This window comes from Pseudoduganella aquatica (assembly GCF_020865585.1).
Taxonomy (GTDB): domain Bacteria; phylum Pseudomonadota; class Gammaproteobacteria; order Burkholderiales; family Burkholderiaceae_D; genus Rugamonas; species Rugamonas aquatica_A.
In genome coordinates this window covers 48,261-71,974 of record NZ_CP086370.1, presented here as the reverse complement: position 1 = coordinate 71,974, position 23,714 = coordinate 48,261, and the positions used below count along the sequence as shown (strand labels likewise).

The following is a 23,714-nucleotide window of genomic DNA, read 5'->3' as shown; positions in this document are numbered from 1 at the left end:
TTATGATTTTTTAATAAAGCCCAGGAACGTAGCCATAATGATAAAAACGCCCGCCGCATTTTCCCCCGCGATTATTCCGCAAACCCATCCCGATCCGCTCACCTTCGTGTTCCAGGGCGGCTCGCTCCTGCTGGCCGACGGCAGCCTGGCCCTGCCGGACGCCGCCGCGCTGGCTGAATCCGGCCTGCACCTGCCGCCCGAGCGCATCCATCCGCTCGGCATGTGGAATGACCGCTATTATCAGCTAGCTTGGGTTGAAAGTGATGCTGTAGCGCAACAAAATTATACCTGGCATGGCTTGCGCAGCCTGTTTGGGACGCTGGACGACGAATTCATGGGCCTGGCCGGGCGCGCCTGCCAGCTGGCCGAATGGGCGCGCACCCACCGCTACTGCGGCGCCTGCGCAACGCCGATGAAGCTGGCCAGCAATGACCGCAGCTTCCGCTGCCCGGCTTGCAATATGACAGCCTACCCCCGCATTTCCCCCGCCATGATGGTGCTGATACGCAAGGGCGCCAGCGTGCTGCTGGCCATGCACGTGCAGTCGCCGTACAAGCGCTACACGGCGCTGGCCGGCTTCCTGGAGGCCGGCGAATCGGTCGAGGACGCCATCCACCGCGAGGTGTACGAGGAGGTCGGCCTGCGGGTGCACAATCTGCGCTACTTCGGCAGCCAGTCCTGGCCCTTCCCGCACTCGCTGATGCTGGCCTACACGGCGGACTACCTGGACGGCGAGATCCGCGTGGACACGGAGGAAATCGCCGAGGCGCGCTGGTTCGGGCCGGACGACGACTGGCCGGAGCGGCCCATCACGGTGTCGATCGCGGCCGAGTTGCTGGCCGCCCACCGGCCGCCGGGAAAATAGCCGCCGGCGGGGGCAAAAGCCGGGCCGCGTCAGGTGGGCCGCCGGGGTTTTCTATATACTGACGCCAATCGCATTTTTTATGGCTACATCATGACCAAAGAAGCAGCATTTTCCGAAAACGACTGGCGCCGCCTGCTGGAAAGCCTGGGCGAAGATCCCGACCGTCCCGGCCTGCACGAAACCCCGCACCGCGTCGCCAAGGCGTGGAAACACTGGACCTCCGGCTACGCCCAGGACCCGGTCGAGCTGCTCAAGGTGTTCGAGGACGGCGCCGAGCAGTACAACGAGCTGATCGTGGTGCGCGGCATCCCGGTCTACAGCCACTGCGAACACCACCTGGCGCCGTTCTTCGGCAAGGCCACCATCGGTTACGTGCCTAACGGCAAGATCGTCGGCCTGTCCAAGCTGACCCGCCTGGTCGACTGCTTCGCCAAGCGCCTGCAGGTGCAGGAGCGCCTGACGCAGCAGATCGCCAATGCGCTGATGGATGCGCTGGAGCCGAAGGCCGTGGGCGTGGTGGTGCGCTGCCGCCACCTGTGCATGGAAAGCCGCGGCATCCGCACGCCGGGCGAGGAAACCATCACCTCGTCCATGCTGGGCGAGCTGCAGCCCAACCTGGCGCTGCGCACCGAATTCCTGGCCCTGGCCCGCGAGCCCTGACCATCATGGCGACGGCGATCGAATGGCAAAGCGGCGACCTGGGCGCTGCGTTCGGGCTGGCGGCCTCGGTGGGCCGTCCTGTGTTCCTGTACTGGGGCGCCGGCTGGTGCCCGCCGTGCAACCGGGTCAAGGCTGACATTTTCAGCTTGCCCGAGTTCGCGCAGCGCATGCGCAACCTGCTGCCGTTCTGGCTGGACGGCGACGCGCCCGGCGCGCAAGCGCTGGCCGCGCAATACAAGCTGCGCAGCTACCCCACGCTGGTGCTATACGCGCCGGACGGACGCGAGATCACCCGTTTGCCGTGCGAGCTGGACGGCGAAACCTTTATCTCCGCGCTGGACCTGGCGCTGGACGCCGGCCACACCGCCGCCGAATCGCTGCAGGCCGCCCTGGGCGGCACGCGGCCGCTGGCGGAACAGGAGTGGGCGCTGCTCAGCCTGTATTCCTGGGACACCGATGAAGGCCAGCTGCTGCCCGCCGCCGAGCAGCCTGCCGCGCTGGCGCGCCTGGCCGAAGCCTGCCCGGCGGGCGACGCTGCCGCGCGCCTGCACCTGCATGCGCAAGTGGCCGCCGCCGGCCGCATTCCCGGCCAGACGCAGGCCGGCAACGCCGCCGCCAGCGCGGCGCAGGCCGCAGCGGTGATCGCCGCCGCCGCCGACCGCCTGCTGCGCGTGCTGGGCGACACGCGCCTGGCGCGCGCCAATATGGATTTGATCGTCAACCACGGCGTGAACCTGGTGAAATGGTCGGGCGCAAGGCAGGGCGAGCTGGTGCAGGCGCTGGACAAGGCCGCACGCGAATTCGCCGCCGACGACTGGCTGCCGCTGGGCGACCGCCTGGTGGCCGTGCGCCTGCGCATGCGCCTGGTGCGCCTGGGCGGCCCGTCCGAAGGCGTGGCCGAGCTGGTGCGCAGCACGGTGGCCGCCTCGCTGGCCGAAGTGACGGAGCCGTATGCCCGCCACAGCCTGGTCAACACGGCCGTGAGCGCGCTGAACGACGCCGGTTTTGCCGCCGAGGCCGAAGCGCTGCTGCAGGCCACGCTGGCCGGTTCGCATTCACCGTATTACTTCATGCTGAGTCTGGCTGCGGCGGCGCGCCGCCGCAATGACATTCCCGGCACGCTGGGCTGGTACGAGCAGGCGTGGCATGCCGCCGTGGGCAGCGCCACCCGGCTGCAATGGGGCGCCACTTACCTGGTGAGCGTGATCGACATGACGCCGGAAGACCAGCCGCGCATTGAAGCGGCCGCGCAAGGAATCGCGCGCGACATCTCGGCTGCCAGCGACGCCTACCAGCAGCGCAACCGCACGCAGCTGCAGCGCCTGGCCGGCAAGCTGGCCATGCTGACGGTGCCCGGCCCGCACGCGGGCGCCTTGCAGCGTTTGCTCACCGCCAATCTGTGATGGCGGCTCCGGCGGGTTACGCGCCAGGGCGCTAACCCGCCCTACGGTATTGCTGGTATTGCTGGTATTGCGTAGGGCGGGTTAGCGGCATCGCCGCGTAACCCGCCGGCGCCGCCGCGAACGCATTACTTGGCCACGGCCTCCCGCGCGGATTTGAACTCCGCGCCCGGCTTCCATTGCGGCGGCGCCGGGTCCTGCGCGGCGCGCAGGCCCACCTCGAACAGCAGCTCGGCGTCCTGCACCGCGCCGCTCATGTCCCAGCCCGGCTGCACCACGTCCGTCACCTTGTGGTAGTCGTGCGCCGTGTAGGCGTCCAGCGTGGCGGCGGCGTAGCCGGGCGGCTTGCCGATGAAGTCGCGCCCGCCGTGCGTGTAGACCACCGGCACGCCCAGCTTGGCAAACTCCAGCTGGTCGCTGCGGTAGAACGCCCCCATTTCAGGATTGCCCTCCGGCCGCACCACGCGCCCCTGCGACTTGGCCACGGCCGCCACCAGGTCGTCCGCGGTGGATTTGCCGTGCCCGGTCAGCTCGATGTCGCGCGTTTTGCCCCACAGGTTCAAGCCGTCCAGATTGATGTCCAGCACAGTCTTGGCGGCCGGATACAGCGGATGGCGCGCGTAGTACTGCGCGCCCAGCAGGCCGCGCTCCTCGCCCGTGGTCAGCAGGAACAGTATGCTGCGCCGGGGCGGCTGCGGCAGCGCCTTGAAGGCGCGCGCCAGTTCCAGCAGCGCCGCCACGCCGGATGCGTTGTCCTGCGCGCCGTGGAAAATCTGCTTGCTGCGCGGCCCGGGCAGCGATTCGTCGACGCCGAAATGGTCCCAGTGCGCGCTGTAGACCACCACTTCGTCCTTGAGCTTGGGGTCCGAGCCTTCGATCTTCGCCACCACATTATTCGACGGCATCTCGTTCCACGCGTTGAGTACGGTGGCGCTGATGGTGGCGCCCAGCGGCACCGGCTTGAAGTCGCGCGAGAGCGCGGCTTTTTTCAGCGCGTCGAAGTCCTGCCCGGCGGCCTGGAACAGCTCCTTGGCGCGGTCCAGGTGCAGCCAGCCGGCCACGCCGGGGTAGCCCGCCGAGCCGTTCTTGGCTTGCTTGAGGCCGTAGCTGCCCCGGCCCCAGCTGTTGCGTACCACGTCGTAGGGATAGCCGGCCTGGCGCGTCTCGTGCACGATGAGCGCGCCGGCAGCGCCCAGGCGCTCGGCGGTTTCAAACTTGTAGCTCCAGCGGCCGTAGTAGCTGGTGACGGCGCCGGCGAACTGCGCCGGGTCCAGCCGCGACGGGCGTTTCGGGTCCGGCAGCGGCGGGTCGTTGATCAGCATGACCAGCGTTTTCCCGTGCAGGTCCATGCCCTTGTAGTCGTCCCATTTGTATTCCGGCGCCTGCACGCCGTAGCCGACGAACACCAGCTCGGAATTGGCCAGGCTCACCTTGCGCTCGGTGCGCGCGGTCCAGGCCACGTAGTCGCCCGGGAAGTTCAGCGGCGCCGGCTTGCCGGCGGCGGTGTAGACCAGGGTGGGCGAGGGCTGCACATACACCAGCGGCACTTTCTGCAGATAGCTGCCGTCCGGGTTGCCCGGCGCCACGCCGATTTTCTTGAACTCGTCCTGCAGGTAGGCAAGGGTGGCGGTTTCGCCCTTGCTGGCTGGTGCGCGGCCTTCGAACTCGTCCGACGCCAGCGCCTTGATGTGGCGCAGCATGCTGGCGCCGTCGATCTTGCGTTGCGGCTGTGCTTGCGGCGCTGGCTGCGGGGCGGCGGCGGCCGTTCCGGAGAGCAGCGCGAACGCCAGGCTGGACATTTTTTTCATGAGGACAGTTGCGGAAAACTTAATCCCGACATTGTGTCATAACAAGTCCGATTGCATCACTTTCCAGAGGCGGCACTATCATAAATCGGAAAAGCGGATAGGTTTGAACAGATAATTGCGCTTTTTTATCGTCAAATTAAATCATAAGATGACTCCATCGAAACGCAACTCTCTAGGAGAAACATCATGAACGCCAAACAACTTATCGCTTCCGTTTCCCTGCTGCTGGCCGCCGGCGCCGCCTTTGCCGAACCAGCCGAACTGAACTTCCCAAAACTGAACGCCGCCCAGAAAACCGAAGTCAGCCGCGAAGCGGTCAAGGCTGAAGTCATCCGCGCCCGCAACGCCGGCGAACTGGAGCTGACCGAAGTGACCTACCCGCCGCTGGTCAACACCAGCTCCACGCTGACCCGTGAACAAGTGAAGGCCGACGTGCTGGCCGCCCGCGCAAACGGCGAGCTGGACCTGAACGAAGTGAACTACCCATCGTTCTTCGACGGCCGCGTGCAGCGCCCTGCCCAGACCCTGACTGCTTCGGCAAAACGCAGCGCCGCCGCCCAATAATCGAGCCGGGTCAGATTTGCGCAACACCCCGGCCTGCGAGGCCGGGGCCGCGCTATCAATTAAGTAGTTTTCCTGCCGGCATTCGGAGTATTCTTGTTTTACAAGAACATTTCGTGGAGACGGCAGTGATGAATCTTTCTTTCCGCCAGAAGCTGTGGGTGCCCCTGATCTGCAGCCTCGTCTGTATCACCGCCATATTCCTGCATGACGCGGTCCAGCTGCGCAACACCCGCATCGAGGAGCGCATGGCCGACCTGGCCAATCTGGATGACATGGGCATGAGCGTGCTCAAGCTGTACGGCGAGAAGGCGCAGTCCGGCGCCATGAGCAAGGAAGACGCCCAGAAGCAGGCGATGGCCATCATCAAGACCCTGCGCTACGGCAAGGATGGCTACCTGTCCCTGACCAGCAATGCCGGCGTCACCATCATGCACCCCATCAAGCCTGAGAACGACGGCAAGAACATGATGGACTTCAAGGATCCCAAGGGTACCTACCTCTACCGCGACATCGTGGCCGTGGCCAACAGCCCGGCCGGCACCGGCTTCGTCAAATACTGGTGGCCGCGCCCCGGCGCCAAGGAAGCCGTGCCCAAGCTGAGCCACGTCATCAGCTACAAGCCGTGGGAATGGAACCTCATCACCGGCGTCTATATGGACGATATCGACGATGCTTTCCAGGCCAATCTGCTCAAGTCCGGCGGCGTGCTGCTGGCGGTGTGCCTGATACTGGCCGGCATCGTCAGCTATATCAACCGCAGCCTGCGCCACACCATAGGCGGCGAGCCGGAATACGCGGCCGAAGTGGCGGCGCGCATCGCCAACGGCGACCTGAGCGTCACCGTCGACACCAGCCCGAACGACAGCAGCAGCGTCTTGCATGGCATGAAGGCGATGCAGGCCAGCCTGGCCTCCACCATAGGCGAGATCCGCCGCAGCGCGGACACCATCGCCACCGCCTCGTCGGAAATCGCCAGCGGCAATATGGATTTGTCGGCGCGCACCGAATCGCAGGCCAGTTCGCTGGAGGAAACCGCCGCCTCCATGGAGCAGCTCACCACCACCGTCAGCCACAACGCCGACAACGCGGCTGAAGCGAACAAGCTGGCCAAGGCCGCGTCGCAGGTGGCACAGCAGGGCGGCGCCGTGGTGTCGCAGGTGGTGCAGACCATGGACACCATCAACAGCTCGGCCACGCGGATTGTGGACATCATCAGCGTGATCGACGGCATCGCCTTCCAGACCAATATCCTGGCCCTGAACGCGGCGGTGGAAGCGGCGCGCGCCGGGGAGCAGGGACGCGGGTTCGCGGTGGTGGCGAGCGAGGTGCGCAACCTGGCGCAGCGCTCCGCCTCGGCCGCCAAGGAGATCAAGGAGTTGATCAACGATTCGGTGGGCAGCATCGAGGCCGGCAGCGCGCTGGTGGCCAAGGCCGGCGCCACCATGGACGACGTGGTGGGCAGCGTAGCCAAAGTGACCCACATCATGGGCGCGATCACGGCCGCCACGGGCGAGCAGAGCACCGGCATCGGCCATGTGAACCAGGCCATTACCGAGATGGATTCGGTGACCCAGCAGAACGCGGCGCTGGTGGAGCAGGCAGCGGCGGCGGCGGGGGCCATGCAGGAGCAGGCGGCCAACCTGGCGGCGCTGGTGTGCCGCTTCCGGCTCACGGCGCAGGAAACGGGTGTGCCAAAGATGGCGGGTTACGCGCTCACGCGCTAACCCGCCCTACGAAATAACAGAATGTCTCGTGGCCGCGTAGGGCGGGTTAGCGCGCCGCGCGTAACCCGCCATGCTCCGCAAACAGCTCCGCCACGAAGTCCACAAACGCCTTCACCTTGGCGGCGCGCTGGTGCTTGTGCTGGTACAGCACCGACACGTCCGGCCCCGCCGCCTGCCAGTCCTGCAGCAGCGGCACCAGCGCGCCGCTGCGCAGCGGCTCCCGCAGCGACACCGACATATGCTGGACGATGCCCGCGCCGGCTTCGGCGGCCGCGATCAGCGCCTCCACATGGTCCATCGCCACCTTGCCCTGCGGCGTGAAACTGAAAGCCTCGCCCTCATGCTGGAAGCGCCAGGCGCGCACCTGGCGCGACTTCGGATACAGGAAATTCAGGCAGGCGAAATCCCCCAGCTGCTCCGGCGCCTGCGGCATGCCGTGCCGCTCGATAAAGCCCGGCGAAGCGCAGGTGATGTACTGCGTGCCGCATAGCGTGCGCGCCACCAGCTGCGAGTCCGGCAGCTCGCCTATGCGCAGCAGCACGTCCACGCCTTCCTCGACCATGTCTATCATGCGGTCTCCGGCAGTCATCTTCAGGGTGATGTCCGGGTAGCGCGCCATGAAACGGGGCAGCGCGGGCGCCACGAACCGCCGTGCCAGGATGCCCGGCATGTCCACCCGCAGCACGCCGCGCGGCTGCTGCGCGGACTCCTGCAGGCTGTCTTCCAGCTCGCCCATGTCCGCCAGCAGGCGCAGCGCGTAGGCGTGGCACTGCCGGCCCTCGCCGGTGAGCGACATGCTGCGCGTGGTGCGGTTCAGCAGCTTCACGCCGAAGTGCGCCTCCAGCGCCGCCACCTGGTTGGTGACGGAGGAGGTGGAGATGCCCAGCTTGTCCGCCGCGCGGCTGAAACCGCCGGTTTCCACCACGGTGCAAAACACCTTCATTGCATCCAGCCGGTCCATGTCCCCTCCTGTCGTTTGGTCTCTGTTTATCCCGATTGTCCACGATTTCGAAATACTGCATGGAGCGCCGCCCGGTTTTTCCCGCGCCCGTCTTTCCCTACACTGCTTTCATCAACCACAGGAGAACACCATGCAAGCAATGATATCGAAACAGGCAGGCGCGCCGCTGGCGCTGGAAGACATCGCCATGCCGGTGCCGGGCGCCGGCCAGGTGCTGGTACGCATCGCCGCCAGCGGCGTCAATCCGCTGGACCTGAAGATCGCCGCCGGCCAGGCCGCGCATGCGCACATGCCTTTGCCGGCGGTGCTGGGCATCGACATGGCGGGCGTGGTGCAGGCTGTGGGCGAGGGCGTCGCCGCTTTCCGTCCGGGCGACCAGGTGTTCGGCATGACCGGCGGCGTGGGTGGCGTGCAGGGCTCGCTGGCGCAATTCGCGGCGGTGGATGCGGACCTGCTGGCGCTCAAGCCGCGCCAGGCCACGCTGCGCGAGGCGGCTGCGCTGCCGCTGGTGTTCATCACCGCCTGGGAGGGGCTGGTGGACCGGGCGCGGCTACGCGCTGGCCAGAAAGTGCTGGTGCATGGCGGCGCAGGCGGCGTGGGCCACGTGGCGGTGCAGATCGCGCGCGCTTTCGGCGCCGAGGTGTATGCCACCGGCAGTGCAGGCCAGCGCTCGGTGATAGAAGGCTACGGCGCCACCTTTATCGACTACCGCACCGAATCGGTGGCGGACTACGTGCAGCAGTACACTGGCGGGGAGGGCTTCGACATCGTGTACGACACGGTGGGCGGCGCCACGCTGGACGCGTCCTTCGCTGCGGCGCGCCTGTACGGCGGCCATGTGGTGAGCTGCCTGGGCTGGGGCACGCATGCGCTGGCGCCGCTGTCCTTCAGGGCGGCCACGTACTCGGGCGTGTTCACCCTGCTGCCGCTGTTGTCCGGCAAGGGCCGGGCGCAGCATGGCGCGATCCTGCGCGAGGCCGCGCGGCTGGTGGATGAAGGGAAGGTGCGTGTGCAGCTCGATCCTGCGCGCTACGCGCTGGCGGAAGTCAATGCCGCCCATGCCGCGCTGTCCGGCGGCACGGCGCGCGGCAAAGTGGTGATCGACGTGGTCTAGTTGGCGGGGGCGGGCGCCGGAGCGGGAGCTTGCGGCGCCGCAGGCGCTGCCGGCGCCGGGGCCGGTGCGGCGACAGCCGGCTCGAACACCAGTTTATTGTCCACCACCTTGAATTCGCCCACCTTGGTGCCGGTGGCCGGGCCATTCTCGCTCACCAGGGCGCAATTCTGGGTCTCCACCTGCCACACCTGGTCGCCGGAGCGCAGGCTCCAGAAATTGTCGGGCGAGGAAAATACCTCCACGTCCACCTCGTCCAGCAGCATTTCGCCCATGGGAATCTGGCGCTGGCAATCCGGCATGCGCGTCGCAACCAGGGTCAGGCGCACATTGTCGTTCCAGAAGTAGTCCTGCTCGCGCCGCAGCGACAGCGTATGGCTGCTGTTGGCACCTTCCACATAATAAGTGGCGCTGTCCCGCGCGCAGCCGGTCAGCAGCAAGGGAAGCAGCAAGGGAGGCAGGACGGTGAGGATCTTGCGCATGGCGTCTCTTTCGAATAGGGTGAAACCATTATAGCGGCGCGCATGCGTCCCCGCACTATTGGTATTTAATTAACATACTTCCGTGTCGATGGGCTACACTCGTGATTCATATGCAACCGGGGTAGTGTAGTCATGATGGGATCTTCTGCGCACGACGATAACAGTTTTCGCCGCATCCTTGCGCGCAACATCACCATGCCGCTGGTGGCGGGCGTGGTCAATGTGGGCGTGTTCATCGGCATTCTGGCCTATCTGCTGAATGTACTGAACTGGGTGGAGCACACCGAACGCGTGATCGGCAACGCCAACGAAATCGGCCGGCTGATGGTGGACCAGGAATCCGGCATGCGCGGTTTTGCGCTCACCGGGGACGAGGCCTTCCTGGCCTCCTACAAGCTGTCCAAGCCCAAGATGGCCACGGCGCTGACTACGCTGCGCGAACTGGTGTCCGACAATCCGGTGCAGGTGAGCCGCGTGAATAATATCGCCGCCCAGCAGCAGCAATGGGACGTCTTCGCGCAGGAAGTCATCAGCCTGCGGCGCAACAAGGGCGACTACCTGGAGCCCATCAAGGCCGGCCGGGGCAAGCTGGAGTTCGACGAAGTGCGCAGCCTGTTCCAGGCTTTTGTCATCAGTGAGCAGCGCCTGCTGGCCGAGCGGCGCTCCGACGCGAAATCCGTCACTGCTTTCGCGGTCACGGCCTTCCTGATGATCAGCCTGATCGTCAGCGGGTTGCTGGCGCTGTTCGGCCGGCGCGACGTGCGCAAACTGTCGGACACTTATGGCAAGGCCCTGCAGGAACAGACCGAGCATTCCGAGCGTTTGCAGCAGCAGGCCTGGCTGCGCACCGGCCAGACCCAGCTCGCCCAGCAGGGCATAGGCCAGATGGCGCTGCCGCAGTTGTCGGCCGCGCTGCTGCAATTCCTGTCGCGCTACATGGACGTAACCGTGGGCGCGCTGTATGTGCGCGAGCAGGACGGCGGCTTGCGCCGCGTGGCCTGCTACGGCTACAGCCGCGAGGACGAGGAGTACGGCCTGGTGCTGGCGCCGGGGGATGGCCTGCCGTGGCAGGCTGCCCAGCAGCGCCGCGTGATCCAGCTGGGCGACGTGCCGGAAAACTACGTGAAGATCAGCAGCGGCATGGGCGCCGCAGCGCCGCGCCACCTGCTGCTGGCGCCGGTGGACAGCGACGGCGAAGTGAACGGCGTGCTGGAGCTGGGCTTTTTGCAGCCGGTGACGGAACGCCAGCTCGATTTCATCAAGCTGGTGAGCGGCAATATCGGCACCGCCATCGAAGCGACGCTGGCGCGCCAGCGCATTGCCGAAGTGCTGGCCGAGACCCAGCAGCTGAACGAGGAACTGCAGGTGCAGCAGGAGGAGCTGCGCACCGCCAACGAGGAACTGGAAGAGCAGTCGCGCGTGCTGGAGGAGTCGCAGGCCAGCCTGGAGAACCAGAAGGCGGAGCTGGAGCAGACCAACGAGCAGTTGGCCGAGCAGGCGGTGGCGCTGGACCAGAAGAACGAGGCGCTGGGCGAGGCCGGGCGGCAGCTGGAGGAGCGCGCGCTGGACCTGGAGCGCGCCAGCCAGTACAAGTCGCAGTTCCTGGCCAATATGTCGCACGAGCTGCGCACGCCGCTCAATAGTTCGCTGATCCTGGCCAAGCTGCTGTCCGAGAACGCGCAGGGCAACCTGAACGAGGAGCAGGTGCGTTTCGCGCAGACCATCTACGGCGCCGGAAACGACCTGCTCAACCTGATCAACGACATTCTCGACATCGCCAAGGTGGAGGCGGGCAAGCTGGAGCTGGCGCCGGAGGAGCTGAATCTGCGCCAGGTCATGCGTGGACTTGAGCATGTGTTCCAGCCGCTGGCGCAGCAAAAGCGCCTGGAGTTCGTGGTGGAGCTGGCGCCGGGCGTGCCGGAGACGGTCTACACCGACCGCCAGCGCCTGGAGCAGATACTGAAAAACCTGCTGTCGAACGCCATCAAGTTTACCGAAACGGGCCGCATCGCGCTGCGCGTGTCGGCCGACGCGGCGGGGCAGCTCAGCTTTGCCGTCAGCGATTCCGGCATCGGCATCCGCCCCGAGCAGCACGAAGCCATTTTCGCCGCCTTCCAGCAGGCCGACGGCACCACCAGCCGCCGCTACGGCGGCACCGGCCTGGGGCTGTCCATCTCGCGCGACCTGGCGCGGCTGCTGGGCGGCGCCATCGCGCTGAGCAGCCAGCTGGGCAAGGGCAGCACCTTCACGCTCACGCTGCCGGCGCAATGGGCTGCGCCTGCCCCGGCGCCTGCCACGCAAGCGCCGTCCGCCTTTGTGCCTGCCGTGCCCGCCGCCGCAGCCATCGCAAGCGCCGCCACCCCGGCGCCGCCAGCCGCGCCGCGAGCCTTCGACGACGACCGCAACCTGCCGCCCCCGCCCGACCGCCTGGTGCTGGTGGTGGAGGACGAACCGGCCTTCGCCCGCATCCTGTACGACCTGGCGCGCGAGATGGGCTACCGCTGCCTGGTGGCCTTCGCCGCCGACGAGGGCCTGCAGCTGGCCGAACAATACCGTCCGGACGCCATCCTGCTCGACATCCGCCTGCCGGACCGTTCCGGCCTGTCCGTGCTGCAGCTGCTCAAGGACAATCCGGCCACCCGCCACATTCCCGTGCACGTGGTGTCCGCGTCCGAAAACGGCGAGGCGGCGCTGCACATGGGCGCCATCGGCTTCGCGCTCAAGCCCACCACGCGCCAGCAGCTGGTGGACGTGTTCCAAAAACTGGAAAACAAATTCACGCAGAAGATCAAGCGCCTGCTGCTGGTGGAGGACGACGCCCGCCAGCGCGACAGCGTGGTGGCGCTGATTTCGGACGACGACATCGACATCACCGCCGTCGAATCCGGCGAGGCGGCGCTGGCGCTGCTGCGCACCACCATTTTCGACTGCATGATCATCGACCTGAAGCTGCCGGACATGCAGGGCAACGAACTGCTGCAGCGCATGGCGCAGGAGGAGATCGCGTCCTTCCCGCCGGTGATCGTGTACACCGGCCGCAACCTCACGCGCGCAGAGGAGGCGGACCTGCACAAGTATTCGCGCTCCATCATCATCAAGGGCGCGCGCTCGCCAGAGCGCCTGCTGGATGAGGTGACGCTGTTCCTGCACAAGGTGGAATCGCAGCTTTCCAGCGAGCGCCAGACCATGCTGAAAACGGTGCGCAGCCGCGACCGCGTGTTCGAGGGCCGCCGCATCCTGCTGGTGGACGACGACGTGCGCAACATCTTCGCGCTCACCAGTGCGCTGGAACAGAAGGGCGCCGCGGTGGAAATCGCCCGCAACGGCGTGGAGGCCATCGACAAGCTGAACGCCCTGCCGGAAATCGACCTGGTGCTGATGGACGTGATGATGCCGGTGATGGACGGCCTGGAAGCGACGCGCCGCATCCGCGCCGACGCCCAGGGCCGCTTTGCGCGCCTGCCCATTATCGCCATCACCGCCAAGGCCATGAAGGACGACCAGGAGCAATGCCTGGCCGCAGGCGCCAACGACTATCTGGCCAAGCCCATCGACCTGTCGCGCCTGTACTCGCTGCTGCGGGTGTGGATGCAGCCTTGAGGATGCCGCCATGACTCAGCAAGTACAGCGCAGCAGCGCGGATATCGAACTGGCCATGCTGATGGAGGCCATTTACCTGAAGTACAGCTACGACTTCCGCGACTACACCGGCGCCTCGCAAAAGCGCCGCGTGCTGCACGCCATGGGCGAGATGAAGTGCAGCACCATCTCCGAGCTGCAGTCGCGCGTGCTGCACGACCCCGCCGCCTTCACCCAGCTGCTGCAATACCTCACCATCCCCGTGACGGAGATGTTCCGCGACCCGGCCTATTTCGCCGCGCTGCGCGAACACGTGGTGCCGGTGCTGTCCACCTATCCGTCGCTGAAGATCTGGGTGGCCGGCTGCAGCACCGGCGAAGAGGTCTACTCGCTGGCCATCCTGCTGAAGGAGGAAGGGCTGCTGGAGCGCAGCATCATCTACGCCACCGACATCAATCCGCAGTCGCTGGAAAAGGCCAAGAAGGGCGTGTTCCCGCTGGAGAGCATGCGCGACTACACCGCCAGCTACCAGGCCGCCGGCGGCAAGCGCGCGTTCTCGGACTACTACACGGCGGCCTACAACGCGGCCCTGTTCGACCGCTCGCTGATGGAGAACGTGACCTTCGCCGACCACAGCCTGGCCACCGACAGCGTGTTCGCCGAGACGCATCTGATCAGCTGCCGCAACGTGATGATCTATTTCAAGAAGAAGCTGCAGGAGCGCGCGTTCGGGCTGTTCCACGAGTCGCTGTGCCATCGCGGCTTCCTTGGCCTGGGCAGCAAGGAGAGCATCGACTTTTCCGCCTACGGCCCGCGCTTCGAGGCGGTGGTGAAGCGCGAGCGCCTGTTCAGGAAGCTGTCGTGAACGCGCCGTCCTACAGCCCCGAGCAGGCCGCGCTGGAAGGCCGCGCCTTCGAGGCGGTGGTGATAGGCGCGTCGGCCGGCGGCGTGGCGGCGCTGCTGGAGATCCTGCCCGGCTTGCCGGCGGACGCGCCGCTGCCCATCGTGGTGGTGGTGCACATGATGCCGAACCGCCCCAGCCACCTGGCCGAGGTTTTCGCCCAGCGCATGGCGATGGCGGTGGTGGAAGCGCAAGACAAGCAGCCGCTGGAAGCGGGCACGGTATACTTTGCGCCGTCCGGCTATCACTTGTCGGTAGAATCGGAACGCTGCTTCTCGCTGAGCTGCGAGCCGCCGCACCTGTTTTCGCGCCCCGCCATCGACTTTGTCATGGCCTCGGCGGCGGACGTGTACGGCCCCGCGCTGGTTGGCGTGCTGCTCACCGGCGCCAACCACGACGGCGCGGCGGGACTGGCCGCGATAGGCGAGGCGGGCGGCCTGACGGTGGTGCAGGACCCCGGCGAGGCCCAAGTGGGCGTGATGCCGCGCGAAGCCATCCGGCAACGCGCGCCGGATTTGATATTGCCCTTGCGGGACATCCGCCACCTGCTGGCGGCGCTGGAGACAACGTTGGAGAAACGCTGATGCTGGAACGGACCAAGCTGCTGATCGTGGATGACCTGCCGGAGAACCTGCGCGCGCTCCAGGCCTTGCTGCGCGACGAGGAACGCACCGTGTACCAGGCCACGTCCGGCGACGAGGCGCTGGCGCTGCTGCTCGAACACGACTTCGCGCTGGCCATCCTGGACGTGCAGATGCCCGGCATGGACGGCTTTGAACTGGCGGAGCTGATGCGCGGCACCGAGAAAACGCGCCACATCCCCATCGTGTTCGTCAGCGCGGCCGGCAAGGAGCTGAATTACGCTTTCAAAGGCTACGAGGCGGGCGCGGTCGACTTCCTGTACAAGCCGCTGGACGGCGACATGGTCAAGAGCAAGGTGAATGTGTTCGTGGCGCTGCACCGGCAGCGGCAGGAAACGCAGCGCCAGGTGGTGGCGCTGGAAAAGGCGCGCGCCGAGCAGGAGGCCACGCTGCAAGCACTGCACCTGGCGCAGGAAGAACTGCAGCGCGCCTTGCGCACGCGCGACGAGTTCATGTCGCTGGTGGCGCACGAGCTGCGCACGCCGCTCAACACCCTGTCGCTGGAAACGCAGCTGCGCAAGCTGCAGATCGAACGCGGGGTGCAGGAGGGCTTCAATCCCGAGGTGTGGAAAAAGATGGTGGCGCGCGACGACCGCCAGATCCAGAGCATGATACGGCTGATCGACGACATGCTGGACGTGTCGCGCATCCGCAGCGGCAAGCTGTCGATACGGCCCGCCGAGACGGAGCTGTCCGGGCTCTTGCAAAGGGTGGTGGCGGATCTGTCGAGGCAGGCCCGCGAAACCGGCTGCGAAATCAGCCTGAAAGCGGAGCAGGAAGTGCGCGGCCACTGGGACGAATTCCGCATCGAGCAGGTGATCGTCAACCTGCTGACGAACGCGCTGCGCTACGGCTGCGGCACACCGGTGGAAGTGAAGCTGGAAGCGGACTGGCGCGCCGCGCGCATCACCGTGCGGGACGGCGGCAAAGGCATTGCCGAGGAAACCCAGGCCCGCATCTTCGAGCCCTTCGAGCGCGGGCTGGACACGGGCGTGAGCGCCGGCCTGGGGCTGGGCCTCTACATATCGAAGCAGCTCGCGGAAGCCCACCAGGGCACGCTCAGCGTCAGCAGCGCCCCCGGCGACGGCTCCACATTCACGCTAACCTTGCCGCGCACGGCGGCTTAGAACTCTTCCCAATCGCTCTCGGCAGGCTTGCCCGGCGCCAGCCGCTGCGCAGGTTTGGCAGGCGCGCGCACGGCAACGGCGCGCGCCTGCGCCGCAGCCTTGGCCGGTGCAGGCGCGCTGCGCCGTGGCGCCGGCGCCGCCGCTGCGGTATGCGTTCCCGTCTTGAAGAACCCCACCACGGTGGCCAGATTGCCCGCCTGCTCCTGCATGCTCTGCGACGCGGCCGCAGCCTGCTCCACCAGCGCCGCGTTCTGCTGCGTCACTTCGTCCATCTGCGAGATGGCCGCGTTGATCTGTTCGATGCCCAGCGTCTGCTCCTGGCTGGCGGAGGTGATCTCGCCCATGATGTCCGTCACGCGCTGGATGCTGTTGACGATGTCGCCCATGGTGCTGCCCGCGTCGTTCACCAGGCGCGAGCCGGTGTCCACATTGGCCACGGAGGCGTTGATCAGCTCCTTGATCTCCTTGGCCGCCGCCGCCGAACGCTGCGCCAGGTTGCGCACCTCGGACGCCACCACCGCGAAGCCGCGTCCCTGCTCGCCCGCGCGCGCCGCTTCCACCGCCGCGTTCAGCGCCAGGATATTGGTCTGGAAAGCGATGCCGTCGATGACAGCGATAATGTCCACGATCTTGCGCGAGGAATCATTGATGGTGCCCATGGTGTCCACCACCTGCGCCACGATGTCGCCGCCCTTGACCGCCACTTCGGACGCGGACTTGGCCAGCGTATTGGCCTGGCGCGCATTGTCCGCATTCTGCTTCACGGTGGAAGTCAGCTCCTCCATCGACGACGCGGTTTCCTCCAGCGAGCTGGCCTGCTCCTCGGTGCGCGAGGACAGGTCCAGATTGCCCGCCGCGATTTCGCTCGATGCGGTGCTGATCGCGTCGGTGCCGGTGCGCACCTGGCTCACCACGTTGAGCAGGCTGTCGTTCATGGCCTTGAGCGCGTTCAGCAGGCGCCCGGTCTCGTCGCCGCCGCCGCTTTCGATATGCGAGGACAGGTCGCCCGAGGCCACCGTCTCGGCCACGTCCACCGCCTTGTTCAGCGGGCCGGTGATGGAGCCGGTGATGAACCACGCCACGCCCGCACCGATGACGATGGCGGCGATGCCCAGCACCAGCATCAGCGTCTTCGAGCTGGCGTAGACCTGCACCACGTCGGTGCTGGCGTCGGCGGCCAGCTTGGCCTCGTAGGCCACGAAAGCGTCCAGCGCCTTCAGCACCGCGTTCAGCGACGGGCCGGTTTCCTTGATCAGGAAGGCGGTCGCGTCCTGGATCTCGCCTTCCTTGCGCAGCTTCACCAGCTCGTTGTTCTTGGCGGCGCCGGCTTTCAGCGCATCGTCAACCGCTGCCATGAGCTGCTTCTCCTTGTCGTCGGCCAGCAGCTTGAGCATGGTCTCCTTGGCGGCACCGTACTTCTTGCGCGCCTCGGCGATCTTTTCCAGCTCGGCGTTCATTTCCGGCGTGCCCGGCACCACGATCATGGTGGTCAGCGCCAGGGAGATGTTGCGCACGTTGTCCACCATGGTGTTGGCGGCGGCCATCTTCACGTTCTTGTCGTGCACGATGTCGTTGGTGCGGCTGCCGATGCGCGACAAGGAGCTCAGGCCCAGCACCAGCATCGCCGTCAGCAGCGCCAACACAATCGCGAATCCAACGCCCAGGCGGGCTCCTATCTTCATGTTTGAAAGTAGCATGTCATCCCCAATGAGCTGATTGTTATAGCCTGCTATTGTTCCTCAAAAAAAGCGGCGGGCGGAGCATTATTATGCGCGGACCGGCGCTTATGTAATTTGTTGTCGTTAGGAAACAACGAGAGTCAGGTTTCACGTCGAACGGAGCAGTCGTAAAATAGCAAGAAAAGGAGGCGGCGGCATGCGGCGTGACCTTGATAGACGCGAGTGGCTATGGCGGCGCAATTGTTCGCTGACGCCGCGCCAGACGGTGGCGGCGTGGGCCATGCTGTGCGTGCTTTCCCTGGCCGTGGCGGCGGTGTTCCTGCTGCATGGCGTATGGCAGGTGCTGTGCTTCACCGGCGTGGAACTGGCTGCGGTGACGGCCGCCTTCCTGTGCTACGCGCGCCATGCGTCAGACTATGAACAGGTGGTGCTCACCAGCGGCTGCCTGGTGGTGGAGCAGGCCAACGCCGGGAAAATAGCGCAGACCCGCTTCGTACCCAGCCGCACGCGCATCGGCATGCCGGAGCACGCAGGGGAACTCATTACACTGGAATCGGGCGGCGTAACGCTGGAGGTGGGGCGCTACGCGCTGGCCCCGCAGCGCACGGCCTTTGCCAGCGAGCTGCGCATGGAGCTGCTGGCGGGACGGTTTTAAATCAGAAGCGGTAGCCCACGCCCACCGCCAGCAGCACAGGGTCCACTTTCACTTTGCTGATGATGGCGCCGGCGCTATTGACGTCGCTGCGGATCTGCACCTTCTTCACGTCCACGTTGAGCGACCAGTTTTTATCCAGCGTGAAGTCCGCGCCTGCCTGCAGCGCCAGGCCGAAGCTCTTGTGTTCCAGGCCGGCGGCGCCGTTCAGGATATGCACCTTGGACATGGTGGTGTAGTTCAGGCCCGCGCCCACATACGGCCGGAACTGCGCGTCCGGCAGGAAGTGGTACTGCGCCAGCAGCGTGGGCGGCAGGTGCTTCATGGTGCCGATGCTTTTCCCGTCCAGCAGCACGTCGTGTTTTTGCGGGTAGGTCAGCACCAGCTCGGCCGCGAACTGCGGCGTGAAGAAGTAGGAAACGTCGACTTCGGGGATGGTCTTGCTGTCTATGGTGAGACGGTTGGCCGCGCCGGTGCCGCCCACGGGGTCGGATTTGTCGGCCGGGTCCAGGTGCACGGCGCGCAAGCGCACCAGCCAGGGACTGGCTTCCGCTGCCGCCGCATGGCCCATGGCCAGGGTGGCGATACTCATGATCATTGCTGCTGCCGTTACTCTTGCGTGCTTCATACACTTCCTCTCTGCTTCATCGTTAAGTAATGAGCGCAGTGTATTGAGGTGCATGAATGAGTACCTTGATGTAAGTCAAAAAGCCCCGAGCTTGCCGCGCTACTTTGCGATACAAAACGGTGCTCTGCAGGGCGGAAATTCCGGGTGTAAGATGTCCCTCTTTGATTCCGGTCAACACACCCTCAGGGAGATAGCATGGCGCAGCTCAATGTCAATGGAACCACGCGTGATTTCGAGGCGGAGGACGATACGCCGCTGCTGTGGGTGCTGCGCGAGCAGCTCGGCATGACCGGCACCAAATACGGCTGCGGCGTGGCGCAATGCGGCGCCTGCACCGTGCATATCGACGGCGAAGCGACGCGCAGCTGCGTGCTGCCGGTGTCCGCGCTGAACGCGAAACAGAAAATCGTCACCATCGAAGGCCTGTCCAAGGACGGCTCGCATCCGGTGCAGAAAGCCTGGGCCGCGCTGGACGTGCCGCAATGCGGCTTCTGCCAGTCCGGCATGATCATGGCCGCCGCCGCGCTGCTCAAGCAAAAGCCGAAAGCCACCGACGCCGACATCGACGCGGCCATGACCAATATCTGCCGCTGCGGCACCTACAACCGCGTGCGCGCGGCGATCAAGGTGGTGGCCAAGGGAGCGGACCCCAAATCGGCCGGCCTGGCCATTACGCACGTGGGCGACCACGCCGGGAGCAAAGCATGAGCCGCGCCGAAATGCGTAGTGCATCAGTCTCGCGCCGCAGCTTCCTGAAAGGCGCTTCGCTGGCCCTGGGCGGGCTGATGGTGCCCTTCGCCATTCCTTTCGACGCCGCCGCGCAGGAAGCCGGCATCCCGCCCGAGGTCAACGCCTGGGTGGTGGTCAAGCCGGACGACACCATCGTCATCCGCATCGCCCGTTCGGAAATGGGGCAGGGCACGCTGACCGGCCTGGCCCAGCTGGTGGCCGAAGAACTGGACGCCGACTGGAGCAAGGTCAGCACCGAATACCCCACGCCGGGCCAGAACCTGGCGCGCAAGCGCGTGTGGGGCAGCTTCTCCACCGGCGGCAGCCGGGGCGTGCGCGAGTCGCACGAGTACGTGCGCAAGGGCGGCGCCGCCGCGCGCATGATGCTGGTGCAGGCAGCGGCTGCTGAGTGGGGCGTGCCTGTGGCCGAATGCGTCGCTGCGAACAGCGTGATCACGCACGCCGCCAGTGGCCGCAAGACCAGCTACGGCAAGGTGGCTGAAGCGGCGGGCAAGCTGGCCATCCCCGCCGAGGTGAAACTGAAAGACCCCAAGGACTGGAAGCTGGCCGGCAAGCGCCTGGCGCGGCTGGACACGGTGGACAAGACCACCGGCGCGCAGATCTACGGCATGGACCTGAAGCTGCCCGGCATGCTGAACGCCGCCATCAAGGACTGCCCGGTATTCGGCGGCAAGGTGAAGAGCTTTGATGCGGCCGCCATCGAAAAGCGGCCCGGCGTGAAGAAGGTGGTGCAGGTGGGCGACAGCGCCGTGGCCGTGGTGGCGGACACCTGGTGGCGCGCGCGCACCGCACTGGACGCGCTGCCCATCGTATGGGACGAAGGCCCCAACGCCAAGCTCTCCAGCGCCGACATCGCCGCCATGCTGAAGGAAGGGCTGGACGCGCCGGACGCAGTGGTGGGCAACAGCAATGGCGACGCGCGCGCGGCCATCGCCTCGGCCAAGCGCAAGGTGGAGGCGGTGTATTCCTATCCCTTCCAGAACCACGCCACGATGGAGGTGATGAACGCCACCGCCAAGTGGACGCCGGAGCGCTGCGAAGTGTGGACGCCCACGCAGAACGGCGAAGCGGCGCTGGCCGCCGCGTCCGAAGCGGCTGGCCTGCCCGCCGCCAAGTGCGACGTCTACAAGCTGCACCTGGGCGGCGGTTTCGGCCGCCGTGGCGCGGTGCACGACTGGGTGCGCCAGGCGGTGGCCATCGCCAAGGAGCTGCCCGGCACGCCGGTGAAGCTGCTGTGGACCCGCGAGGAGGACATGCAGCACGGCCGCTACCACCCCGTCACGCAGTGCAAGCTGACGGCGGGGCTGGACGAGAAGGGCAATATCACCGGGCTGCATATGCGCATCTCCGGCCAGTCCATCCTGGTATCGGTGGGCATGGCCATCAAGGACGGCAAAGACCCGGCGGTGTTCCAGGGCCTGAACGCGCCGGGGCCGGAGGCGTCCATCGGCTACACCTTCCCGAATCTGCTGATCGACCACGCCATGCGCAATCCGCCCGTGCCTGCGGGCTTCTGGCGCGGCGTGAACCTGAACCAGAACGCGGTCTACCTGGAGTGCTTCCTGGACGAAGTGGCGCACGCCACCAAGCAGGACCCGCTGGCCCTGCGCCGCAAGCTGATGGCGAACCATCCCAAGCACCTGGCGGTGCTGAACGCGGTGGCCGAGAAGGCCGGCTGGGGCAAGCCCGCGCCCAAGGGCGTGTTCCGGGGACTGGCGCAAACCATGGGCTTCGGCAGCTATGTGGCCGCTTGTGCCGAGGTATCGGTCAATAAAAACGGCAAGCTGAAGATACACCGCATCGTCGCCGCCACGGATTCCGGGCACGCCGTCAATCCGCAACAGATCGAAGCGCAAGTGGAAGGCTCCTTTGTGTATGGCTTGTCCGCCGCGCTGTACGGCGAATGCACGCTGAAGGACGGCCGCGTGGAGCAGACCAACTTCGACACCTACGTGCCGCTGAAGATGGACGAGATGCCGAAGGTGGAAACCATCGTCATGCCGTCCGGCGGCTTCTGGGGCGGGGTGGGCGAGCCGACCATCGCGGTGGCCGCGCCGGCGGTGCTCAACGCCATCTTCGCCGCCACCGGCAAGCGCGTGCGGGACCTGCCGCTGAAGAACCACAGCCTGAAGAAGGCCTGATCTTCACGGCGCCCGCGCTATGCCTGGATTGCTGCCCAATGCCGCACTGCCCGCCGCGCTGGCTGCGGCGGCCGTGCTATTCCTTGCGGACGCGCGGGCCGCAGACTATTCCTCGCCGCTGCAGGGCGCAGCCGCCGGCGACGCTGCGCGCGGCCGCGCCATCGTCGCCAACCGCCAGGTGGGCCTGTGCCTGCTGTGCCACACAGGCCCCATTCCGGAGGAACGCTTCCAGGGCAATCTGGCGCCGCCGCTTGACGGTGCGGGCGACCGCTCCACGGCGGCCCAGCTGCGCCAGCGCCTGGTGGACGCGCGCAGCATGAACCCATCCACCATCATGCCCTCCTACTACAAGACCGAAGGCCTGGCCCGCGTGAGTGCCGCCCACCAGGGAAAAACCATCCTCACCGCCCAACAGATTGAAGACGTGATCGCCTACCTGCAAACCCTGCGCGCGGAGCGGGCGCCATGACCACGCGCCGCCAGCTGCTGCAAGCCGGCGCCGCCTTGCCGTTGCTGGCACTGGTGCGTCCCGCGTCCGCCACGCCGGAGGAAATGCGCGCCGCCATCTCCGCCTACACCGGCGGCGTGTTGCCCAAGACCGGCAAAGTTGTTTTCGACATCGCCAAGCTGATAGACAACGGCAACGCAGTCCCCGTCACCATCACGGTGGACAGCCCCATGACGGCGGTGGAGCATGTCACCGGCATCGCCATCTTCAACGAACGCAACCCGGAAACCGACATTGTCCGCTTCACGCTGGGACCGCGCAGCGGCAAGGGCGAAGTGTCCACCCGCATCCGCCTCGCCACCTCGCAAAAGCTGGCGGCCGTGGCGCGCCTGAGCGACGGCAGCTATTGGCAGCAGACGGTGGACGTCATCGTGGCGCTGGCTGCATGCATCGAAGGGGAGGCCCCGTAATGGCGCGCGCCCTGATCCACATGCCCGCCAATGCGCGCAAAGGCGAAGTGATTGAAATCCGCGCCCTGGTCGCCCACCCCATGGAAAGCGGCTACCGCCCCGATGCCGGCGGCAAGCTGGTTCCGCGCGACATCCTCACCAGCTTCACCTGCCGCTACAACGGGGTAACCGTGTTCAGCGCCGAACTGCATCCCGCCGTTTCCGCCAACCCCTACATCGCCTTCTTCACCGTGGCCACCGAAAGCGGCACACTCGAATTCAGCTGGCAGGGCGACCACGGCTTTGCGCAAACGGAAACCATGCCCATCACGGTGAGCAACTCATGAAGGCCGGCCGCGCCGCCCGGCAGCACGCAGCAGCAATGGCGGCCTGCTTCGCCACGGCCTGTGCCGCGCTGGCTGTAACTCCGCCGGACACGCGCAAATCCGGCGCCGAATTCATGAACGCCTCCACCCAGGCCATGCAGCGCGACGACACGCAAAACCCCGCCATGCTCTGGGTCAGCGGCGGCGAAGCGCTGTGGAACGCCAAGGCCGGCAAGTCCGACCGCTCCTGCGCCAGCTGCCACGGCGACGCCAAACAGAGCATGCGCGGCGTCGCCGCCCGTTTCCCCGCCTTCGACAAGGCCAGCGGCCGCGTTGTGTCGCTCGGCCAGCGCATCGACATGTGCCGCCAGGGCGCCCAGCAGGCCGCCCCGCTCAAGCCGGAAAGCGAAGACCTGCTCAGCCTCGAAAGCTATGTCGCCCTGCAATCGCGCGGCATGCCCATGAACCCGCCCCAGGACCCAGGCACCATAGCCGCAGCCGCGAAGGGCGGGCAGCTCTACCGCCAGCGCATCGGACAGCTGAACCTCTCCTGCGCCCAATGCCATGACGAGAACTGGGGCCGCAAGCTGGCCGGCGCCACCATCCCGCAAGGGCATGCCAACGCCTACCCCATCTACCGTCTTGAGTGGCAAGCCGTGGGATCGCTGCAGCGCCGCCTGCGCAACTGCATGAGCGGTGTGCGCGCCGAAGTGCCGCCCTACGGTGCGCAAGACCTGGTTGACCTCGAAGCATTCCTATCCCTGCGCGCCAGAGGCATGGCGCTCGAAACCCCGGGCGTGCGCCCATAACAAGGAGCA

22 protein-coding genes are annotated in these 23,714 nt (G+C 66.4%); 17 read left to right on the top strand and 5 right to left on the bottom strand.

Translation table 11 applies throughout. The features are described 5' to 3' along the window. The first annotated feature begins 37 nt into the window (after window positions 1–37). From nudC to KT882_RS00275, 3 genes are all read left to right on the top strand, one after another. The gene (gene nudC / locus KT882_RS00285; RefSeq protein ID WP_161074339.1) at window positions 38–865 is read left to right on the top strand and encodes an NAD(+) diphosphatase; all 828 of its coding nucleotides are present in this window, start codon (window positions 38–40) and stop codon (window positions 863–865) included. A 90-nt stretch (window positions 866–955) separates the two neighbouring features. Continuing rightward, on the top strand, window positions 956–1,525 hold the full coding sequence (gene folE / locus KT882_RS00280; protein WP_161074340.1) for a GTP cyclohydrolase I FolE: 570 nt from the start codon (window positions 956–958) through the stop codon (window positions 1,523–1,525). Window positions 1,526–1,530: 5 nt separating this feature from the next. Next, window positions 1,531–2,928 (top strand): thioredoxin family protein, encoded by a 1,398-nt coding sequence (locus tag KT882_RS00275; RefSeq protein ID WP_161074341.1) that lies wholly within the window; start codon window positions 1,531–1,533, stop codon window positions 2,926–2,928. Window positions 2,929–3,053: 125 nt separating this feature from the next. Here the strand turns inward: KT882_RS00275 and KT882_RS00270 are convergent, their stop codons facing one another. Next, window positions 3,054–4,733 (bottom strand): M20/M25/M40 family metallo-hydrolase, encoded by a 1,680-nt coding sequence (locus KT882_RS00270; protein WP_228894088.1) that lies wholly within the window; start codon window positions 4,731–4,733, stop codon window positions 3,054–3,056. Window positions 4,734–4,919: 186 nt separating this feature from the next. On the opposite strand from KT882_RS00270, the gene KT882_RS00265 reads away from it, so the two are divergent. Together KT882_RS00265 and KT882_RS00260 are read left to right on the top strand one after the other, a co-directional pair. After that, window positions 4,920–5,297, top strand: coding sequence for a DUF4148 domain-containing protein (locus KT882_RS00265; protein ID WP_228894087.1), 378 nt, complete (start codon window positions 4,920–4,922; stop codon window positions 5,295–5,297). Window positions 5,298–5,425: 128 nt separating this feature from the next. Next, window positions 5,426–7,021, top strand: coding sequence for a methyl-accepting chemotaxis protein (locus KT882_RS00260; RefSeq protein WP_161074344.1), 1,596 nt, complete (start codon window positions 5,426–5,428; stop codon window positions 7,019–7,021). A 46-nt stretch (window positions 7,022–7,067) separates the two neighbouring features. Here KT882_RS00260 and KT882_RS00255 read toward each other — a convergent pair whose 3' ends face one another. Then, a complete protein-coding gene (locus KT882_RS00255; RefSeq protein ID WP_161074345.1) occupies window positions 7,068–7,982 on the bottom strand; it encodes a LysR family transcriptional regulator in 915 nt (304 codons plus the stop codon). A 130-nt stretch (window positions 7,983–8,112) separates the two neighbouring features. On the opposite strand from KT882_RS00255, the gene KT882_RS00250 reads away from it, so the two are divergent. Continuing rightward, entirely contained in the window at window positions 8,113–9,096 is a 984-nt protein-coding gene (locus tag KT882_RS00250) for a zinc-dependent alcohol dehydrogenase family protein (protein ID WP_161074346.1), read from the top strand. Here KT882_RS00250 and KT882_RS00245 read toward each other — a convergent pair. Next, window positions 9,093–9,575, bottom strand: coding sequence for a hypothetical protein (locus KT882_RS00245; protein WP_228894086.1), 483 nt, complete (start codon window positions 9,573–9,575; stop codon window positions 9,093–9,095). The two genes, KT882_RS00250 and KT882_RS00245, sit on opposite strands and share 4 nt — an antisense overlap. A gap of 132 nt (window positions 9,576–9,707) precedes the next feature. Between KT882_RS00245 and KT882_RS00240 the strand changes: the two genes are divergently transcribed. The 4 genes from KT882_RS00240 to KT882_RS00225 are packed head-to-tail and all read left to right on the top strand — an operon-like array spanning window position 9,708 to window position 15,823. Further along, window positions 9,708–13,175 carry a response regulator gene (locus KT882_RS00240; protein WP_228894085.1) on the top strand — a complete coding sequence of 1,156 codons (3,468 nt, stop codon included), beginning with the start codon at window positions 9,708–9,710 and terminating at the stop codon, window positions 13,173–13,175. 10 nt (window positions 13,176–13,185) lie between these two features. Then, complete coding sequence (locus KT882_RS00235) at window positions 13,186–14,019, top strand: CheR family methyltransferase (RefSeq protein ID WP_228894084.1); 834 nt, start codon at window positions 13,186–13,188, stop codon at window positions 14,017–14,019. Beyond that, window positions 14,016–14,639 carry a chemotaxis protein CheB gene (locus tag KT882_RS00230; protein ID WP_161074349.1) on the top strand — a complete coding sequence of 208 codons (624 nt, stop codon included), beginning with the start codon at window positions 14,016–14,018 and terminating at the stop codon, window positions 14,637–14,639. The genes KT882_RS00235 and KT882_RS00230 overlap by 4 nt, the downstream gene beginning before the upstream one ends. Next, window positions 14,639–15,823, top strand: coding sequence for a hybrid sensor histidine kinase/response regulator (locus KT882_RS00225; RefSeq protein ID WP_407682028.1), 1,185 nt, complete (start codon window positions 14,639–14,641; stop codon window positions 15,821–15,823). Before KT882_RS00230 ends, KT882_RS00225 begins: the two co-directional genes overlap by 1 nt. Here KT882_RS00225 and KT882_RS00220 read toward each other — a convergent pair. After that, complete coding sequence (locus KT882_RS00220) at window positions 15,820–17,520, bottom strand: methyl-accepting chemotaxis protein (RefSeq protein ID WP_228894083.1); 1,701 nt, start codon at window positions 17,518–17,520, stop codon at window positions 15,820–15,822. The two genes, KT882_RS00225 and KT882_RS00220, sit on opposite strands and share 4 nt — an antisense overlap. Before the next feature lie 178 nt (window positions 17,521–17,698). Between KT882_RS00220 and KT882_RS00215 the strand changes: the two genes are divergently transcribed. After that, complete coding sequence (locus KT882_RS00215; protein WP_228894082.1) at window positions 17,699–18,157, top strand: DUF2244 domain-containing protein; 459 nt, start codon at window positions 17,699–17,701, stop codon at window positions 18,155–18,157. Between the two features lies 1 nt (window position 18,158). Here the strand turns inward: KT882_RS00215 and KT882_RS00210 are convergent, their stop codons facing one another. Next, window positions 18,159–18,746: an OmpW/AlkL family protein gene (locus tag KT882_RS00210; protein ID WP_228894081.1), complete on the bottom strand. Its 588-nt coding sequence runs from the start codon at window positions 18,744–18,746 to the stop codon at window positions 18,159–18,161. Window positions 18,747–18,977: 231 nt separating this feature from the next. Here KT882_RS00210 and KT882_RS00205 point away from each other — a divergent pair, with 231 nt between their 5' ends. The 6 genes from KT882_RS00205 to soxA are packed head-to-tail and all read left to right on the top strand — an operon-like array spanning window position 18,978 to window position 23,705. Beyond that, complete coding sequence (locus KT882_RS00205) at window positions 18,978–19,490, top strand: (2Fe-2S)-binding protein (RefSeq protein ID WP_161074354.1); 513 nt, start codon at window positions 18,978–18,980, stop codon at window positions 19,488–19,490. Beyond that, window positions 19,487–21,673 (top strand): xanthine dehydrogenase family protein molybdopterin-binding subunit, encoded by a 2,187-nt coding sequence (locus KT882_RS00200; RefSeq protein ID WP_228894080.1) that lies wholly within the window; start codon window positions 19,487–19,489, stop codon window positions 21,671–21,673. The genes KT882_RS00205 and KT882_RS00200 overlap by 4 nt, the downstream gene beginning before the upstream one ends. A 19-nt stretch (window positions 21,674–21,692) precedes the next feature. Beyond that, window positions 21,693–22,142, top strand: coding sequence for a sulfur oxidation c-type cytochrome SoxX (gene soxX, locus KT882_RS00195; RefSeq protein ID WP_161074355.1), 450 nt, complete (start codon window positions 21,693–21,695; stop codon window positions 22,140–22,142). Beyond that, window positions 22,139–22,591: a SoxY-related AACIE arm protein gene (locus KT882_RS00190; RefSeq protein ID WP_228894079.1), complete on the top strand. Its 453-nt coding sequence runs from the start codon at window positions 22,139–22,141 to the stop codon at window positions 22,589–22,591. Before soxX ends, KT882_RS00190 begins: the two co-directional genes overlap by 4 nt. Next, complete coding sequence (gene soxZ, locus KT882_RS00185) at window positions 22,591–22,917, top strand: thiosulfate oxidation carrier complex protein SoxZ (protein ID WP_161074357.1); 327 nt, start codon at window positions 22,591–22,593, stop codon at window positions 22,915–22,917. The genes KT882_RS00190 and soxZ overlap by 1 nt, the downstream gene beginning before the upstream one ends. After that, a complete protein-coding gene (gene soxA, locus KT882_RS00180; protein WP_161074358.1) occupies window positions 22,914–23,705 on the top strand; it encodes a sulfur oxidation c-type cytochrome SoxA in 792 nt (263 codons plus the stop codon). The genes soxZ and soxA overlap by 4 nt, the downstream gene beginning before the upstream one ends. Window positions 23,706–23,714 lie beyond the last annotated feature (9 nt).

Excerpts from the sequence above, each read along its gene's own strand:
- nudC (WP_161074339.1), top strand. The coding sequence starts at position 38 with ATGATAAAAACGCCCGCCGCATTTTCCCCCGCGATTATTCCGCAAACC.
- folE (WP_161074340.1), top strand. The coding sequence starts at position 956 with ATGACCAAAGAAGCAGCATTTTCCGAAAACGACTGGCGCCGCCTGCTG.
- KT882_RS00275 (WP_161074341.1), top strand. The coding sequence starts at position 1,531 with ATGGCGACGGCGATCGAATGGCAAAGCGGCGACCTGGGCGCTGCGTTC.
- KT882_RS00270 (WP_228894088.1), bottom strand. The coding sequence starts at position 4,733 with ATGAAAAAAATGTCCAGCCTGGCGTTCGCGCTGCTCTCCGGAACGGCC.
- KT882_RS00265 (WP_228894087.1), top strand. The coding sequence starts at position 4,920 with ATGAACGCCAAACAACTTATCGCTTCCGTTTCCCTGCTGCTGGCCGCC.
- KT882_RS00260 (WP_161074344.1), top strand. The coding sequence starts at position 5,426 with ATGAATCTTTCTTTCCGCCAGAAGCTGTGGGTGCCCCTGATCTGCAGC.
- KT882_RS00255 (WP_161074345.1), bottom strand. The coding sequence starts at position 7,982 with ATGGACCGGCTGGATGCAATGAAGGTGTTTTGCACCGTGGTGGAAACC.
- KT882_RS00250 (WP_161074346.1), top strand. The coding sequence starts at position 8,113 with ATGCAAGCAATGATATCGAAACAGGCAGGCGCGCCGCTGGCGCTGGAA.
- KT882_RS00245 (WP_228894086.1), bottom strand. The coding sequence starts at position 9,575 with ATGCGCAAGATCCTCACCGTCCTGCCTCCCTTGCTGCTTCCCTTGCTG.
- KT882_RS00240 (WP_228894085.1), top strand. The coding sequence starts at position 9,708 with ATGATGGGATCTTCTGCGCACGACGATAACAGTTTTCGCCGCATCCTT.
- KT882_RS00235 (WP_228894084.1), top strand. The coding sequence starts at position 13,186 with ATGACTCAGCAAGTACAGCGCAGCAGCGCGGATATCGAACTGGCCATG.
- KT882_RS00225 (WP_407682028.1), top strand. The coding sequence starts at position 14,639 with ATGCTGGAACGGACCAAGCTGCTGATCGTGGATGACCTGCCGGAGAAC.
- KT882_RS00220 (WP_228894083.1), bottom strand. The coding sequence starts at position 17,520 with ATGCTACTTTCAAACATGAAGATAGGAGCCCGCCTGGGCGTTGGATTC.
- KT882_RS00215 (WP_228894082.1), top strand. The coding sequence starts at position 17,699 with ATGCGGCGTGACCTTGATAGACGCGAGTGGCTATGGCGGCGCAATTGT.
- KT882_RS00210 (WP_228894081.1), bottom strand. The coding sequence starts at position 18,746 with ATGAGTATCGCCACCCTGGCCATGGGCCATGCGGCGGCAGCGGAAGCC.
- KT882_RS00205 (WP_161074354.1), top strand. The coding sequence starts at position 18,978 with ATGGCGCAGCTCAATGTCAATGGAACCACGCGTGATTTCGAGGCGGAG.
- KT882_RS00200 (WP_228894080.1), top strand. The coding sequence starts at position 19,487 with ATGAGCCGCGCCGAAATGCGTAGTGCATCAGTCTCGCGCCGCAGCTTC.
- soxX (WP_161074355.1), top strand. The coding sequence starts at position 21,693 with ATGCCTGGATTGCTGCCCAATGCCGCACTGCCCGCCGCGCTGGCTGCG.
- KT882_RS00190 (WP_228894079.1), top strand. The coding sequence starts at position 22,139 with ATGACCACGCGCCGCCAGCTGCTGCAAGCCGGCGCCGCCTTGCCGTTG.
- soxZ (WP_161074357.1), top strand. The coding sequence starts at position 22,591 with ATGGCGCGCGCCCTGATCCACATGCCCGCCAATGCGCGCAAAGGCGAA.
- soxA (WP_161074358.1), top strand. The coding sequence starts at position 22,914 with ATGAAGGCCGGCCGCGCCGCCCGGCAGCACGCAGCAGCAATGGCGGCC.